The sequence below is a fragment of the Aquibium microcysteis genome (assembly GCF_014495845.1).
Lineage (GTDB): Bacteria > Pseudomonadota > Alphaproteobacteria > Rhizobiales > Rhizobiaceae > Aquibium > Aquibium microcysteis.
In genome coordinates, this window is the sequence record NZ_CP061080.1 from 5842461 (window position 1) to 5858094 (window position 15634).

Here is a 15634-nt window from a genome sequence, read left to right on the forward strand (position 1 = left end):
CACACCCTGCAGGAAGAGCATGTCCCCGGTGCCCGTGCGGCCTTTCGCCCGGGCCAAAATTCCGACATACATGAACCCTATCGGGCCGGTTCGGCCGGCGGATGAGACAGGAGAGCGGATGCGCAGGACGACTGGACGGCTCGTGGCTGCGCTTGCCATCATGGGCCTCGGCGGCTGCACGACGATGTCGATCACCGGCTCGGAGGCGACGCGGCCCGCGACGGCCGATTCGATCATCGCGGCAATGAAGGGCGGGCTGATCGGGGGTCCTCTCGGCGCCAGCCTCAGCTCCCGCGACCGCCGCAGGGCGCTCGAAGCCGAGTATCGCGCGCTCGAATACACCGCGCCGGGAACGCCGGTGGCCTGGCGCAGCGAGGACGGGCGCATCAGCGGTCGCGTCGTCGCCGCCCAGCCCTATCGCGTCGGTTCGCAGGACTGCCGCCAGTACAGCCATTCCGTCGGGGCGGGCGCGGAGGAGAACGACGCGCGCGGTACCGCCTGCCGCAGTCCGAACGGCAGCTGGACACCGCTCACCTGACGTCGCGGATGCCGCGTGAGGCATCCGGAGCGGAATTTCCATGCGGGCGCCGCCAAATAGCCGCATGGGGAGACGATTGGAATGCGGTCCAACCCCCGCTATGTGAGACCGCATGGTGTTCTGGATCGTCCTCGGGCTGCTCACGGTCATCGCGAGCCTCGCCATCATCCTTCCGCTCGCCGGCTCGCGCCGCGAGGTGGCGGGCGCGCGCGAGCATGACCTCGAAGTCTATCGCGACCAGCTGGCCGAAATCGAGCGCGACGCCGAACGCGGGCTGATCGGCGTGGACGAGGCGGCCCAGGCGCGCGCCGAGATCGGCCGCCGTATCCTGAAGCTCGACGCGTCTGGCGAGGGCGAGGGGCATACGGCGCGCGCGAACACGCTGGTGCGCGGGCTCGCGATGGCGGCGGTCGTCGCGGTACCGGTGACGAGCTGGGGCCTCTACTCCGCGATCGGATCGCCGGATATGGCCGGCCAGCCGCTCGCCGAAAGGCTCGCCAAGGATCCCGCGTCGTCCACGATCGACGAACTCGTCGCCCGTGCCGAAGCCCATCTGCGCGCGAATCCCGAGGATGGCCGCGGCTGGGACGTGGTGGCGCCGATCTATCTCAGGCTCGAGCGGGCGGGCGAAGCGGCGACCGCCTTCCGAAACGCGATCCGGCTGCAGGGCGACAGCGCGCAGCGCTGGACGGGCCTCGGCGAAGCGTTGATGGCGGGTGCCGGCGGCGTGGTCACGGCCGATGCGGCCGCGGCCTTCGAACGGGCGGCCGTGCTCGATCCCGCCGACCCGCGGCCGCGGTTCTTCCTTGCGACGGCAAAGGCCCAGGAGGGTGACCTCGCCGGGGCGGCCGACGACCTCGGCGCGCTCCTGTCGACGCTCGAGGCGGACTCGCCCTGGCGGCCGGTCGTGGAACAGACGCTGGCGCAGGCCACCGCAGAGGCGCAGCGCCGCGCAGCGGCGGCCCCCGGTCCGTCGAGCGAGGACGTGGAGGCGGCCGCGGCACTTTCCGATGCGGAGCGTGCGGACATGATCCAGGTCATGGTCGAGCGGCTCGACGAGCGGCTAAGGCAGAACCCGCAGGACGCCGAAGGGTGGCAGCGCCTCGTCCGTTCCTACCTCGTGCTCGACCGCAGGACGGATGCACGCGATGCACTGGCCCGCGGCGTCACGGCGCTCGGCGCCGACACGCAACAGGCCCGCGACCTGACGGCCTTCGCCGCCGGGCTCGGGCTCGGGGATGAGCAACAATGATGAAACGAAAGCGAAAACGCCTGACCATCATCGCCGGCGGGCTGACCTTCCTCGGTGCGGCTGCCGGCCTGACCTTCTATGCCCTGGGCGAGAAGTCGTCCTATTTCTACATGCCTGCGGACCTCGCTGGAGCCAGCATCGCGCCCGGCCAACGCATCCGGCTCGGCGGGCTGGTCGAGGAGGGTTCGGTCGAGCGCGGCGGCGGCACCCGCGTCGCCTTCGGCGTCGAGGATGGCGCCGGCAAGGTCAAGGTGGTGTATGACGGTATCCTGCCGGATCTGTTCCGCGAGGGGCAGGGCGTGGTGACGGAAGGCGCGCTCGGTACCGACGGCGTCTTCGTCGCCGACAGCGTGCTGGCCAAGCACGACGAGACCTACATGCCGAAGGAAGTGGCCGACAGCCTCAAGGCGCAGGGCGTCTGGCAGCCGGAATAGCGCGGAAGGGGAGGACTGCGGACCATGGTCGAGACCGGACATTTCGCGCTCGTGCTGGCCTTCGTGCTGTCGCTGGTGCAGTTCGTGCTGCCGCTGATCGGCGCGCGGACCGGCGACGCCCGGCTGATGGCGACGGCGGGGCCGGTGGCGGTGACCGGCTTCGCGATGACGGCGATCTCGTTCGCCGCTCTGACGATCGCCTACATCCTGTCCGACTTCTCGGTCCTGAACGTGGTCCAGAACTCGCACTCGCAGAAGCCGATGCTCTACAAGATCACCGGCACCTGGGGCAACCACGAGGGCTCGATGCTGCTGTGGGTGCTGATCCTGACCTTCTTCGGAGCGCTGGTGGCGTCCTTCGGGCGCAACCTGCCGGCGACGCTGCGCGCCAACGTGCTGGCGATCCAGGGTCTCATCGGCGCCGCCTTCTTCCTGTTCATCATCGCCACGTCGAACCCGTTCATCCGGGTGGACCCGGCACCGGTCGAGGGGCAGGACCTCAATCCGATCCTGCAGGACGTGGGCCTGGCGATCCATCCGCCGCTTCTCTACCTGGGCTATGTCGGCTTCTCTGTCTGCTTTTCCTTCGCCATCGCGGCACTGATCGAGGGCCGGATCGACGCGGCCTGGGCGCGCTGGGTGCGGCCATGGACGCTGGCCGCCTGGATCTTCCTGACCGGCGGCATCGCCATGGGTTCATACTGGGCCTATTACGAACTCGGCTGGGGCGGCTTCTGGTTCTGGGATCCGGTCGAGAACGCCTCCTTCATGCCATGGCTCGCCGGGACCGCGCTGCTGCATTCGGCGATCGTGATGGAACGGCGCTCGGCGCTGAAGATCTGGACGCTGCTGCTCGCCATCATGGCCTTCTCGCTGTCGCTGCTCGGCACCTTCCTGGTGCGCTCGGGTGTGCTGACCTCCGTCCATGCCTTCGCGACCGACCCCGCCCGCGGCGTCTTCATCCTGATGATCCTCGTCTTCTTCATCGGCGGAGCGCTGATGCTGTTCGCATGGCGGGCGCAGACGCTGACGCCCGGCGGCATCTTCGCGCCGATCTCGCGCGAGGGTTCGCTGGTGCTCAACAACCTGTTCCTGTCGACGGCGGTGACGACGGTGCTGGTCGGCACGCTCTATCCGCTGGTGCTGGAATCGATCACCGGCGAGAAGATTTCCGTCGGCGAGCCCTTCTTCAACCTGACCTTCGGTCCGCTGATGGTGCCGCTGCTGCTGGCCGTCCCCTTCGGCCCGCTGCTCGCCTGGAAGCGCGCCGATCTGTGGGCCGCTTCGCAGCGTCTGTTCTTCGCCTTCGGCGGTGCGGTGCTGGTCATGCTGGTGACATACGCCTTCGTCGACCGGGCGTCGGTGCTGGCGGCCTTCGGCATCGGGCTCGGCACCTGGCTGGTTCTCGGTGCCCTGACCGATCTCGCCGCAAAGTCCGGCATCGGCAGCGTTCCGCCTCGCGTCGCCTTCCGCCGTTTCACGGGACTGCCCCGTTCGGCGCATGGCACCGCGCTCGCCCATCTCGGCGTTGGGCTGACGACGCTCGGCGTCGTGGCCGTCATGTCGCTGCAGACCGAGCACATCCTGACCATGAAGCCGGGCGAGAGCGTCAGGGTTGCCGGATACGATCTGCGCTTCGAGGGGCTGCAGCCCTATCGCGGCCCGAACTACACCGAGGATCAGGGTCGCTTCCTGCTGCTCGATTCCGACGGCCGGACGCTGACGGAGATCGTCTCGTCGAAGCGCATCTATCCGGCGCGGCAGATGCCGACGACCGAAGCCGGCATCGCCACCCGAGGCGTCAGCCAGGTCTATGTGGCGCTGGGCGACGCCGTCGACGACGGCGGCATCGTCGTGCGCATCTGGTGGAAACCCCTGGTGACGCTGATCTGGCTCGGCTGCGTGGTGATGATGGTGGGCGGCACGCTCTCGCTGCTCGACCGGCGTCTGCGCGTCGGGGCGCCGGCGAAGCGCCGGAAGCGGCTCGCCGCGGCGGAGACCGCGGCATGACGGGCCTTCTGCGCCCGCTGCTGGCGGCCTTGCTCGTGGCCCTGGCGGTCGCCATGTCGGCCGGGGCGGCCCGCGCGGTGCTGCCAGACGAGGTGCTCGACGATCCGGCGCTGGAGGCGCGGGCGCGCGAACTCTCGACGCATCTGCGCTGCCTCGTCTGCCAGAACCAGTCGATCGACGATTCGAACGCCGAACTGGCGCGCGACCTGCGCGTCCTGGTGCGCGAGCGGCTGGTGGCGGGAGACAGCGACGACGAGGTGATCGATTTCGTCGTCGCGCGCTACGGCGAATTCGTGCTGCTGAAGCCGCGCATGAACCTGCGCAATCTCGCGCTGTGGGCGACGCCCGTGGTGGTGATCGGCGCCGGCGCCGTCTTCCTGGTGACGCGCCGTCGGCGCAGAGCGGGACCCGGCGACCGGCTGTCGGCCGACGAGGAGGCGCGTCTCGGCAAGATTCTGGAAGAGACCGACAGAGCCGGCTGATAGGCTTGGCCTCCGGATCGAACGGGAGGACGCCCCATGCAGCCGATGACCAGCCGCGCGAGCTTTTCGGGCCATTCCGGCGCGAGCCTTGCCGCACGCCTCGACATGCCGGACGGGCGGGTGCGGGCCTTCGCGCTGTTCGCCCACTGCTTCACCTGCTCGAAGGACCTCCTTGCCGTCCGCCGCATCGCGGCCGACCTCGCCCGCGCCGGCATCGCCGTTCTTCGTTTCGATTTCACCGGCCTCGGCTCGAGCGAAGGCGAATTCGCCTCGACCAACTTCTCGTCCAACGTCGCCGACCTGCTGGCGGCGGCCGACTGGCTGCGGGAGAACCACGCCGCACCCGCGCTCCTGATCGGCCATTCCCTGGGCGGCGCGGCCATGCTGGCGGTGGCGGCCGACATTCCGGAAGCGCGCGCCGTGGTGACCATCGGCGCGCCGGCCGACGCCGACCACGTGCTGGCGAATTTCGGTGCGGACCTCGAGACGATCGAGCGCGAGGGACAGGCCCTTGTGACGCTGGCGGGGCGCGGCTTCCGCATCGCCCGGCAATTCGTCGAGGACGTGCGCGGCGTGCGCCTCGCCGAGCGCATCCGGGCGATGCGCAAGCCGCTGCTGATCCTGCATTCGCCGCTCGACGAGACGGTGGGCATCGACAACGCGACGGCGATCTTCATCGCCGCGCGTCATCCCAAGAGCTTCGTATCGCTCGACCGGGCCGACCATCTGCTGACCCGCGCCGAGGACGCGGCCTTCGCCGCCTCCGTCATCGCCGGCTGGGCGTCTCGCTACCTGGATGCTGACACGCCTCAGGGCGAAGCACCGGTCGAGCACGTCCGCGTGACGGAGACGGGCGAGGGCAAGTTCCAGAACGCCGTCCAGGCGGGCCGGCACCGGCTCTTCGCGGACGAGCCGGTCTCGGCCGGCGGGCTCGACACCGGTCCGTCGCCTTACGATTTCCTGTCGATCGCACTCGGCGCCTGCACGTCGATGACGCTGCGCATGTATGCGGACTTCAAGAAGCTCCCGCTCGGCCGCGTCAGCGTCGACGTCAGCCATGCCAAGGTCCACTCCAGGGACTGCGAGGACTGCACCGACGAGGAACGCGGCTCGGGCAGGCGCATCGACCGCTTCGAACGCGTGATCTCGATCGAGGGCGAGCTGCCGGCGGAACTTGCAGACAAGATCGAGGAGATCGCGGGGAAGTGCCCGGTGCACAGGACGCTCGAGGGTCACTCGAAGGTGAGGACAGTGGTTCGGGCACGATAGCGCCTGCGCCCGCTGCCCACCCCGACCGGCGCTGCGACGGGATGCCGTCCCTGCTCCGATCCGCCGTATCGGCTTTGCCCGCGGCGGAGTATCCGGGAACCTTACCAACATTTCATGCGCCGGAAATGGCGCCGTAATGTGCGGTTGCCTAAATCCCTGTCCGAGGATGTCACACACATCCGAACCCGAAAGGACAGGACACGATGAACTCTCCATTCTCCCCCAAGTCGACCGCCGGCAAGCGCTTTGCAGCCGCCGCCGCATCGGTCGCGATCGCATCGGCGATCGGCCTCGGCGCCGTGACGAGCGGAACCGTCCCCGTGTTCGCGCAGGCCGTCCGCGTCGAGACGCAGCAGCAGCCGGGCTTCGCCGACGTCGTCGAGAAGGTCTCGCCGGCCGTCGTTTCCGTGCGCGTGAAGGCCAAGATGCAGCCGGCGGCGGCCGGCCCCGAGGGCATGTTCGGCCAGGGCTTCGAGAACCTGCCGGACGATCATCCGATGAAGCGCTTCTTCCGCGAGTTCCGCGGCTTCGAGAACGGGCCGCGCGCAGAGCGCAACCGCCCGGAGCGCGCACGCCCGGTGTCGCAGGGGTCAGGCTTCTTCATCTCCGAGGACGGCTACCTCGTGACCAACAACCACGTCATCGACGGCGGCTCGGAATTCACGGTCGTGATGGATGACGGCACCGAGATCGGCGCGACGCTGGTCGGCTCCGACCCGCGGACCGATCTCGCTCTCCTGAAGGTCGACGAGGAACGCACCTTCACCTACGTGACCTTCGCCGACGATTCCAAGGTCCGTGTCGGTGACTGGGTGGTGGCGGTCGGCAATCCCTTCGGCCTCGGCGGCACCGTCACCGCCGGCATCATCTCGGCGCGTGGCCGCGACATAGGTGCCGGTCCCTATGACGACTTCATCCAGATCGATGCGGCGGTGAACCGCGGCAACTCGGGCGGACCGGCCTTCAACCTCAATGGCGAGGTCGTCGGCATCAACACCGCGATCTTCTCCCCCTCCGGCGGCAATGTCGGCATCGCCTTCGCGATCCCGGCGTCGACCGCGAGGGACGTGATCGCCTCGCTTCGGACGAGCGGAACGGTGGAGCGCGCCTGGCTCGGCGTCCAGATCCAGCCGGTGACCGAAGAGATCGCCGAATCGCTCGGGATCAAGGGGACGGATGGCGCGCTGGTCTCGCAGCCGCAGGCCGACAGCCCAGCGATGAAGGCCGGCGTCGAGCCGGGCGACATCATCGTCAAGGTCGACGGCAAGGCCATCAAGTCGCCACGCGAACTCGCCCGGACCATCGGCAACATGCAGCCCGGCGTCTCGGCGGAACTCACGGTCCTGCGCGACGGTACCGAGCAGACCGTCACGGTGAAGCTCGGCGAGATGCCCGGCATGGAGCAGCAGGCTTCGCTCGACCAGAGCGAAGAGCAGGGCAGCGTCCTGGAGGGCTTCGGCCTCACCGTGACGCCGTCCGAGGACGGCGCGGGCGTGGTCGTGACCGACGTGCTGGCGGGCAGCGACGCCGCCGATCGCGGTATCCAGGCCGGCGACGTGATCACCTCCGTCAACTCCCAGTCCGTGACCAGCGCAGCGGCCGTCGAGAAGGCGGTCAGCGATGCGTCGAAGGCGGGCCGCAAGGCGGTGCTGTTCCAGATCAAGCGGGACGACACCAACCGCTTCGTCGCGCTGCCGGTTCAGCAGGGCTGATCGCAGGGCGCGTTTCGTCCGCGTGATCGAGGGCGGCGGGCTCTGCCCGCCATGAACGACGGCAGCGGGGCAACCCGCTGCCGCTTTTCCACAGGGGCGTGAAGTGGACATTGCTGCAGTTCAGAAGCCCGAAATCACGTATAGGTCGGGCATGAAGATTCTCGTCATCGAAGACGACCGGGAGGCTGCGGACTATCTGCAGAAGGCGCTGGCCGAGGCCGGCCATACCGCCCATGTCGCTGCCGACGGCGATTCCGGCTTCACGCTGGCCGACGAGGGCGACTACGACGTGCTGGTCGTCGATCGCATGCTGCCGCGCCGCGACGGGCTGTCGCTGATCGCCGGCCTGCGGGCACGCGGCTCGGAAACGCCGGTGCTGATCCTCTCGGCGCTTGGCGAGGTGGACGACCGGGTGACCGGGCTCAGGGCCGGCGGGGACGACTACCTGACCAAGCCCTATGCCTTCAGCGAGCTGCTTGCCCGCGTCGAGGTGCTGAAGCGGCGCTCCGGCGGCAAGGACGTCGAGACGATGTACCGGGCCGGCGACCTGGAACTCGACCGGCTGTCGCACACCGTGCGCCGCGCCGGCCGCGACATCCCGCTGCAGCCGCGCGAGTTCAAGCTGCTCGAATACCTGATGCGGCATGCCGGGCGGGTGGTGACGCGCACGATGCTGCTGGAAAACGTCTGGGACTATCATTTCGACCCGCAGACCAACGTCATCGACGTGCACGTGTCGCGCCTTCGCGGCAAGATCGAGAAGGGCTTCGACAAGCCGCTGCTGCACACCATCCGTGGCGCCGGCTATATGCTGAAGGCCGACTGAACTTGGCTGTCGGTGCGGTCTTCCGCGGCGCGGCCGCCCGGCTCTCCGCGCTGATGAGGACGACGGCCGCCCGGCTGTCCGCACTCTATCTGCTGCTCTTCGGCGTCTGCGCCATCGGCCTGGTGGTCTACATGACCTCGGTCTCGGTGCGGATCCTCGTCACCCAGACGCAGGAGACGATCAACGAGGAATCGATGAGCCTCGTGCGCGCCTACGAGCGCGGCGGCCTGCCGTTCCTCGTGCGCGTGGTCGAGCAGCGCGCGCGCCAGCCGGGCGCCAACCTCTATCTCATCGCCGATCCGAATGGCCGCATCCTGTCGGGCAACGTCGAGAGCCTCGAACCGGGCGTGCTGGAGACCGTCGGCTGGACCACGCGTCCCTTCTTCTACAAGCGCTACGGCGAGCGCGGTCCGCTGCAGCCGCCTCCCGAAGACGCAAATGCACCCGCGCCCGGAGCGCAGCCGCCGCACGCGGCCATGGCGCTGGTGCTGCGCCTGCCGAACCAGCTGATCATGCTCGTGGGTCGCGACCTCGGCGAGCCCGAACGCTTCCGCAGCGTCGTGCAGCGCGCCCTGATCCTGGCGCTCGGCACGATGGGCCTCGGCGCGTTCCTGATCTGGTACTTCGTCGGACGCACCGCACTGCGGCGGATCGACAGCGTGTCCGAGGCGAGCAGGCGCATCATGGGCGGCGACCTGACGGGTCGCCTGCCGGTGACCGGCGCCGGCGACGAATTCGACCGCCTCTCGGAGAACCTGAACGCCATGCTGGCGCGGATAGCCGTGCTCAACGAGGGCTTGAAGCAGGTCTCGGACAACATCGCCCACGACCTCAAGACGCCCCTGACCCGCCTGCGCAGCCGCGCCGAGACGACGCTGTCGAGCGCCCGGGGCGAGGGGGAGTATCGCGCGGCGCTCGAAGCGACGATCGCCGAGTCCGACCAGCTGATCCGCACCTTCAACGCCATCCTGATGATCTCGCGCCTGGAGGCGGGCTACTCGGCCGAGCAGACCGAGACGCTCGACCTGACGCAGGTCGTGGCCGACGTCGTCGAACTCTATGAGCCGCTGGCGGAGGAAAGCGGCGTGGCGCTGGAGACCAGCATCGACGGATATCTCGCCGTGGACGGCAACCGGGAACTCCTGGCGCAGGCCTTGTCAAACGTGGTCGACAACGCCATCAAGTACTGCGCCGGGCATGCCGAGGCACCGCTCGTACGCGTGACGGCGACCCGCGCGGGAGGAGACGTGCGTATCGAGATTTCCGACAATGGCCCCGGCATCGCGCCGGAGGATCGCGGCCGGGCCACGGAGCGCTTCGTGCGCCTGGAACAGAGCCGTTCGCAGCCGGGGTCGGGCCTGGGACTGAGCCTGGCCAAGGCCGTGATGAGCTTCCATCAGGGTGCGCTTGCGCTCGGCGATGCCGCGCCCGGTCTGAAGGTGATCATGACGGTTCCGGTCCGGCGGGGTGCGGCGTGACCGGTCGCCGGACCGCCGACTGGTTCGCCGGCACGCCGCGACCCCTCGAGCCGACGGATCCCGACCGGGCGGCAGCCGAGTTTGAGGACATTCTCGCCCTGGCGGCCGACGCCGGCTGTACGAGGCTTGCCGACCTGCCGAGGACGCATCCGCAGATCGCCGGTTTCCTGACGGGCGCGGTCGCGCTCTCGACCTATGTCCGCGACACGCTGCGCCGCCGCCCGCAGATGCTCGAGCCGCTGTTCGACGTGCCATGGGATGTCCGGGTCGAGTCCGTCATCGAGGAGATCCGCGGCGCCTGGGCGATCGACGCCGTTACCGAAAAGTCGCTGATGGCGGATCTGCGCCGGCTGAAGACCGAGGCGCATGTGCTGATCGCGCTGGCGGACCTCGCCGGCGTCGCCGATGCGGCTGCGAGCGTGCGGCGGCTGAGCGCGATGGCCGACGCGGCGGTGGGTTCGGCGATCGACTTCCTGCTGCGCGAGGCGCATGACCAGGGAAAGCTCGCGCTGCCCGACCGCGACCGGCCGGGAGAGGGCTCCGGCTTCATCGTGCTCGGCATGGGCAAGCTCGGTGCTTGCGAACTCAACTACTCTTCGGACATCGACCTGATCCTGTTCTTCGACGCCGAGGCTCCGGCGATCCGCGATCCGCTGGACGCCACGGACCTGTTCTCGCGGCTGGCGCGGCGGCTGATCCGCATCCTGTCGGACCGGACGGAGCACGGCTACGTCTTCCGCACCGACCTGCGCCTGCGGCCGGACCCCGGCTCGACGCCGCTGGCGATCCCGGTCGAGGCGGCGCTGAATTACTACGAGGGCCGCGGCCAGAACTGGGAACGCGCCGCGATGATCAAGGCGCGGCCGGTGGCGGGCGACTTCGAGGCCGGCATGGCGGTGCTGAAGGAACTGCAGCCCTTCGTCTGGCGCAAGTACATGGACTATGCCGCCATCGCCGACGTCCATTCGATCAAGCGCCAGATCCATGCCCACAAGGGGCATGGCGAGATCGCCGTGCGCGGCCACAACGTCAAGCTCGGCCGCGGCGGCATCCGCGAGATCGAGTTCTTCGTCCAGACGCAGCAGCTGATCGCGGGCGGGCGCTTTCCCGAACTGCGCGGCCGCGAGACCGTGGCGATGCTGGAGCGGCTGACGGAACGCGGCTGGATCGATACGGATGCCTGCGCCTCGCTGACGCGCCAGTACTGGTTCCTGCGCGACGTCGAGCACGCCATCCAGATGGTGGCCGACGAGCAGGCGCATGACCTGCCCGAGGACGACGAGGGACTGGAGCGGATCGCCCGCATGCGCGGCTTTGCTTCGGCCGATGCTTTCGCCGACGCCTTCCGGGCGTCGCTCAAGGAGGTGGAGAGCCATTACGCGGCGTTGTTCGAGACAGCGCCGCAGCTGTCGGCCGGCGTCGGCAACCTCGTCTTCACCGGCGACGTCGACGACCCGGACACGCTGCAGACGCTGTCCGGCCTCGGCTTCGAGCGGCCGAGCGACATCTGCCGCGTCATCCGCACCTGGCATTTCGGCCGCTACCGCGCGACGCGCTCGGCGGAGGCGCGGGAGCGGCTGACCGAACTGACGCCGGCTCTGCTGGCCGCCTTCGGCCGCACGCGCCGCGCCGACGAGGCGATCATCCGCTTCGACGAGTTCCTGGCGGGCCTGCCGGCCGGTATCCAGCTGTTCTCGCTGCTGCAGTCCAATCCCGGCCTGCTGCAGCTCATGGCCAACATCATGGGCGCGGCGCCCCGGCTCGCGGCCATCATCACGCGCCGGCCGCACGTCTTCGACGGGTTGCTCGACCCGCTGCTGATGTCGGAACTGCCCAACAAGGCCTATCTGGCGGCACGGCTCGACAGTTTCCTCGGCGGTGCGGCGATCTATGAGGAACGGCTCGACCGGCTGCGGATCTTCGCCGCCGAGCAGAAGTTCCTGATCGGCATCCGGCTCCTGACGGGCGCCATCGACGCCGCGCGCGCCGGCAAGGCTTTCTCCGATCTCGCGGATCTGACAATCGGCGCGGCCTTCGACGCCGTACTGGCCGAATTCGCCCGGCGCCACGGCCACGTGCCCGGCGGCCGCGCGGTCATCCTCGGCATGGGCAAACTCGGCAGCCGCGAGCTGACGGCGGGCTCCGACGTCGACGTCATCCTGCTCTACGATCATGCCGCCGACGCCGAGGAGAGCGACGGCGACAAGCCGCTGGCACCCTCGCAATATTATGCCCGGCTGACGCAGCGCCTGATCGCCGCCGTCTCGGCCCCGACGGCGGAGGGCGTGCTCTACGAGATCGACCTCAGGCTGCGGCCGTCCGGCAACAAGGGGCCGGTGGCGACGCATGTCGACGCCTTCCGCAAGTACCAGCAGACGGAGGCCTGGAGCTGGGAACACATGGCGCTGACGCGCGCCCGCGTGGTGGCGGGCGACGAAGGGCTTGCCGCGTCGGTGGCCGAAGAGGTTGCCGCCATCCTGGCCGCGCCGCGCGACCGGACGAAGCTCCTGAAGGATGCCTGCGAGATGCGCGGCATCATCGAGACCGAGAAGCCGCCGCGCGACGGCTGGGACCTGAAGCTGATGCCGGGCGGCCTGATCGACCTGGAGTTCATCGCCCAGACGGCGGGCCTTCTCGGCGAACTGGAGGGGGAGGCGCGCACGACATCCACTGCCGAGGCGCTGGCCAGGCTTTCGCCCGCCTTCTGCGAGCCGCAGGCGCGCGACGACCTCGTGTCCGCCTACCGGCTGTTCATGGGGCTGACGCAGGTGGCGCGGCTGTGCCTGACCGGCGACATCGACCGCAAGGACATGCCCCCCGGCCTCGCCGACCTGCTGCTCGCCAACACCGACCTGCCGGAGATTTCCGTGCTGGAAGCGCATATCCGCGAGACGGCGAAACGGGTGAGGGCGGTTTTCGACACAGTCGTGTGCGGGCGATAGTCCCGACGAATCCTTGCCGGCGGTCGATCGCAGGGACGGCTGATCCAGGACGGGGGGAGGGCGGTCGAACCGGGCCGGCCGGCGGCCCCGTCCGGCAGTGTGGCGCTGCGCCGCCTACGCCGCAGCCTTCATCTGGCTGACGGGGATGCGCACCGAGACGATAGTGCCCTTGCCTTCCTCGGACTTGATCTTGAGCACGCCGCCATGCATCTCGGTCAGCGAGCGCGAGATGGCGAGGCCGAGGCCCGAGCCGGTGTGGTTCTTGGAGAACTGGTTCTGCACCTGCTCGAAGGGCCGGCCGAGCTTCTTGAGCGCATCCTTCGGGATGCCGCAGCCATCGTCCTCGATCGACAGCACCAGCGCGCCCGACACCTTGCGGGCATGGACGACGATGTGGCCGTTCTGCCCGGTGAACTTCACCGCATTGGACAGCAGGTTGATGACGATCTGCTTGATGGCGCGGCGGTCGGCGTGGAGCACGGTGCTGGCCGCGATGCGCGTCTCGACGGTGATCGACTTGGCGTCGGCCTGCACGGTGACGACGCGGATCGCCTCGGCCATCAGCGCGTCGAGGTCGATCGCCTCGCGCTGCAGCGCGAACTGGCCCGCCTCGATCTTCGACATGTCGAGGATGTCGTTGATGACGCCGAGCAGGTAGGTGCCGGCCGAGTGGATGTCGCGGGCATATTCCTCGTAGCGATCCGAGCCGAGCTTCCCGAACAGCCCCGACTGCATCAGCTCCGAGAAGCCGATGATGGCGTTGAGCGGCGTGCGCAGCTCGTGCGACATGTTGGCGAGGAACTCGGACTTGGCGCGGCTGGCGGCTTCGGCGCGTTCCGTCTCGCGCATGTACTTGCGGTTCAGTTCCGACAGCTCCAGCGCGCGCTCCTCTTCGGCGCGGCGCGCCAGGCTGAGGTCGTGGATCGTCGCCATGAGGCGGCGCTCGCTGTCGACCAGCTTCTCCTGGTTCTGCTTGAGCAGCGTGATGTCGGCGCCGACCGAGACGGTGCCGCCGTCGCGCGTCTTCGACTGGTTGACCTGCAGCCAGCGGCCATCGGCCAGCTGCCGCTCGAAGGTCGCGCCGCCGTCGCGGCCGTTCGGATTGGCGAGCTTGCGCTCCAGCGCGAAGGGCTTCATGCGCTGCTGCAGGTCGTCGCGCTTCAGGCCGGGCGCGACGTCGCCTTCGGCGAGGCCCATCTGCTCCTGGAACTTGGTGTTGCACATCACCAGCCGGTCCTCGGCGTCCCAGAGAACGAAGGATTCCGAGATGTTCTCGATGGCCGTGCGCAGCCGCATGTCGGCCATCTCGGATTCACGCGCCAGCTTGCGCTGTTCGGTGATGTCGACGGCGATGCCGATGAGGTGGATCTCGGCCGCTTCCGGATCGACCACCTGCGCGCGGGCCCGCATCCAGACCCAGTGCCCCTGCGCATGCCGCATGCGGAACACCTGGTCGATGTGGTCGATCTTGCGCGCGACGATCTGGTTGGCCAGTTCGAAGAGGTCGTCGTCGTCAGGGTGGATGATCGCGGCCACGTCGCCGAAGGACAGCATGTCGTCCACGGTCTCGTAGCCGAGCAGGTCGTACATCGAGCGCGACCAGTACATCTTGCCGCGGCCCATGTCCCAGTCCCACAGGCCGCAGCGCCCGCGCACGAGCGCGAGATCGACCCGCTGGTGCGCCTGCTCGTAGATGCGGTCGGCCGTCTGGGCGCGGGACGCCTGGCTGAAATAGGCATAGAGGATGATGATCAGCACGCCCGACGTGATCACGAACAGCGTCACGTTGAGCGAGACCATGCGACGCCATTCGGCGAAGACCGCGTCCCTGGAGACCAGCGCGGCGGCCATTCCCGCTCCCGACGGAAGCGCGCTCGTGGCCGCAAACCATTCCGTGCCGTCGATGGTGACGCTGATCACGCCCGCACGCGACCCGAACAGGAAGAGCGGCTGGCCGCCGACGATGAGATGGTCGAGCGCGCGATTGCTCCAGCCGGCGGCGGAGGACGAAACGGCGACGATCCTCATGTCGGCGTCGGTGACCGCCAGCACGTGGCGCGGGCCGAGCGGCCCGATCGAGGCGGCATGGTCGACGTGGCGCTGCAGCACCGCCGGATCGCCCTCGATGGTGGGGGAATGCAGCGATGCGGCGAGTTGCGCGGCATTGAGCGCGAGAATCGTCTGCGCGGTGCGGTCGATGTCGTCGCGCCAGGCGATCAGCGAGACCGTGCGCGCGGCCGCGACGACGATGAGGAAGACGATGATCAGCGTCGGGATCGAGCGGCGCAGGAACGGCTCGGCCGCGATCAGCCGGTGATAGGCCGGGGCGGCGAGGATCCGTGCGTTGCCCGACAGCCCGGGGGGCATGCGCCGGCCGTTCGGCCGTGCAAAACTCCCCGTCTCGGGCGCGCGCCGCGCGTCCGCCTCAGCCATCAGGTGGCTCCGATCCTGTCTGGTGTCCCCGTGCGATTCGAAACGCCGCACATCCGAATCGGTGCTAAAGAATCAAAGCCGATTCCCCTTGTCCAGTGGAGATGACGCGGGCGGGACAAAAAGATCGAAGGGCGCGCGGCAGGCGCCGCATTCGCTCAGTCGTTGGCCCTTCGAAATCGATGTCGCCGCCCATGTCCGGACCCTCTTCGATCTGACGGCCGTGTCGAATCGCCGGGACAGGGATGGCATCGCAGGACA

General features: G+C 68.9%; 11 protein-coding genes. 10 read left to right on the forward strand and 1 reads right to left on the reverse strand.

The window, feature by feature from the left end:
- Window positions 1–118: 118 nt before the first annotated feature.
- The 10 genes from IAI54_RS27545 (at window position 119) to IAI54_RS27590 (ending at window position 12943) form a co-directional block, all read left to right on the forward strand.
- Complete coding sequence (locus tag IAI54_RS27545; RefSeq protein ID WP_187970214.1) at window positions 119–538, forward strand: hypothetical protein; 420 nt, start codon at window positions 119–121, stop codon at window positions 536–538.
- Between the two features lie 112 nt (window positions 539–650).
- A complete protein-coding gene (ccmI, locus tag IAI54_RS27550) occupies window positions 651–1790 on the forward strand; it encodes a c-type cytochrome biogenesis protein CcmI (RefSeq protein WP_187970215.1) in 1140 nt (379 codons plus the stop codon).
- A complete protein-coding gene (ccmE, locus tag IAI54_RS27555; protein WP_187973378.1) occupies window positions 1790–2224 on the forward strand; it encodes a cytochrome c maturation protein CcmE in 435 nt (144 codons plus the stop codon). The genes ccmI and ccmE overlap by 1 nt, the downstream gene beginning before the upstream one ends.
- A 24-nt stretch (window positions 2225–2248) precedes the next feature.
- Window positions 2249–4234 carry a heme lyase CcmF/NrfE family subunit gene (locus IAI54_RS27560; RefSeq protein WP_187970216.1) on the forward strand — a complete coding sequence of 662 codons (1986 nt, stop codon included), beginning with the start codon at window positions 2249–2251 and terminating at the stop codon, window positions 4232–4234.
- Window positions 4231–4716, forward strand: coding sequence for a cytochrome c-type biogenesis protein (locus IAI54_RS27565; RefSeq protein ID WP_187970217.1), 486 nt, complete (start codon window positions 4231–4233; stop codon window positions 4714–4716). The genes IAI54_RS27560 and IAI54_RS27565 overlap by 4 nt, the downstream gene beginning before the upstream one ends.
- Window positions 4717–4752: 36 nt before the next feature.
- Entirely contained in the window at window positions 4753–5985 is a 1233-nt protein-coding gene (locus IAI54_RS27570) for a bifunctional alpha/beta hydrolase/OsmC family protein (RefSeq protein WP_187970218.1), read from the forward strand.
- Between the two features lie 203 nt (window positions 5986–6188).
- The gene (locus tag IAI54_RS27575; RefSeq protein ID WP_187970219.1) at window positions 6189–7697 is read left to right on the forward strand and encodes a Do family serine endopeptidase; all 1509 of its coding nucleotides are present in this window, start codon (window positions 6189–6191) and stop codon (window positions 7695–7697) included.
- Between the two features lie 151 nt (window positions 7698–7848).
- Window positions 7849–8523 (forward strand): response regulator transcription factor, encoded by a 675-nt coding sequence (locus IAI54_RS27580; protein WP_187970220.1) that lies wholly within the window; start codon window positions 7849–7851, stop codon window positions 8521–8523.
- A 53-nt stretch (window positions 8524–8576) separates the two neighbouring features.
- Complete coding sequence (locus IAI54_RS27585) at window positions 8577–10001, forward strand: sensor histidine kinase (protein WP_187973379.1); 1425 nt, start codon at window positions 8577–8579, stop codon at window positions 9999–10001.
- Entirely contained in the window at window positions 9998–12943 is a 2946-nt protein-coding gene (locus IAI54_RS27590; RefSeq protein WP_187970221.1) for a bifunctional [glutamine synthetase] adenylyltransferase/[glutamine synthetase]-adenylyl-L-tyrosine phosphorylase, read from the forward strand. Before IAI54_RS27585 ends, IAI54_RS27590 begins: the two co-directional genes overlap by 4 nt.
- 114 nt (window positions 12944–13057) lie before the next feature.
- Here IAI54_RS27590 and IAI54_RS27595 read toward each other — a convergent pair whose 3' ends face one another.
- Window positions 13058–15376 carry a PAS domain-containing sensor histidine kinase gene (locus IAI54_RS27595; RefSeq protein WP_187970222.1) on the reverse strand — a complete coding sequence of 773 codons (2319 nt, stop codon included), beginning with the start codon at window positions 15374–15376 and terminating at the stop codon, window positions 13058–13060.
- Window positions 15377–15634 lie beyond the last annotated feature (258 nt).

What these genes read in the sequence shown, in the direction of transcription:
- IAI54_RS27545 (WP_187970214.1), top strand. Translation starts at nt 119, where the DNA reads ATGCGCAGGACGACTGGACGGCTCGTGGCTGCGCTTGCCATCATGGGC.
- ccmI (WP_187970215.1), top strand. Translation starts at nt 651, where the DNA reads ATGGTGTTCTGGATCGTCCTCGGGCTGCTCACGGTCATCGCGAGCCTC.
- ccmE (WP_187973378.1), top strand. Translation starts at nt 1,790, where the DNA reads ATGAAACGAAAGCGAAAACGCCTGACCATCATCGCCGGCGGGCTGACC.
- IAI54_RS27560 (WP_187970216.1), top strand. Translation starts at nt 2,249, where the DNA reads ATGGTCGAGACCGGACATTTCGCGCTCGTGCTGGCCTTCGTGCTGTCG.
- IAI54_RS27565 (WP_187970217.1), top strand. Translation starts at nt 4,231, where the DNA reads ATGACGGGCCTTCTGCGCCCGCTGCTGGCGGCCTTGCTCGTGGCCCTG.
- IAI54_RS27570 (WP_187970218.1), top strand. Translation starts at nt 4,753, where the DNA reads ATGCAGCCGATGACCAGCCGCGCGAGCTTTTCGGGCCATTCCGGCGCG.
- IAI54_RS27575 (WP_187970219.1), top strand. Translation starts at nt 6,189, where the DNA reads ATGAACTCTCCATTCTCCCCCAAGTCGACCGCCGGCAAGCGCTTTGCA.
- IAI54_RS27580 (WP_187970220.1), top strand. Translation starts at nt 7,849, where the DNA reads ATGAAGATTCTCGTCATCGAAGACGACCGGGAGGCTGCGGACTATCTG.
- IAI54_RS27585 (WP_187973379.1), top strand. Translation starts at nt 8,577, where the DNA reads ATGAGGACGACGGCCGCCCGGCTGTCCGCACTCTATCTGCTGCTCTTC.
- IAI54_RS27595 (WP_187970222.1), bottom strand. Translation starts at nt 15,376, where the DNA reads ATGGCTGAGGCGGACGCGCGGCGCGCGCCCGAGACGGGGAGTTTTGCA.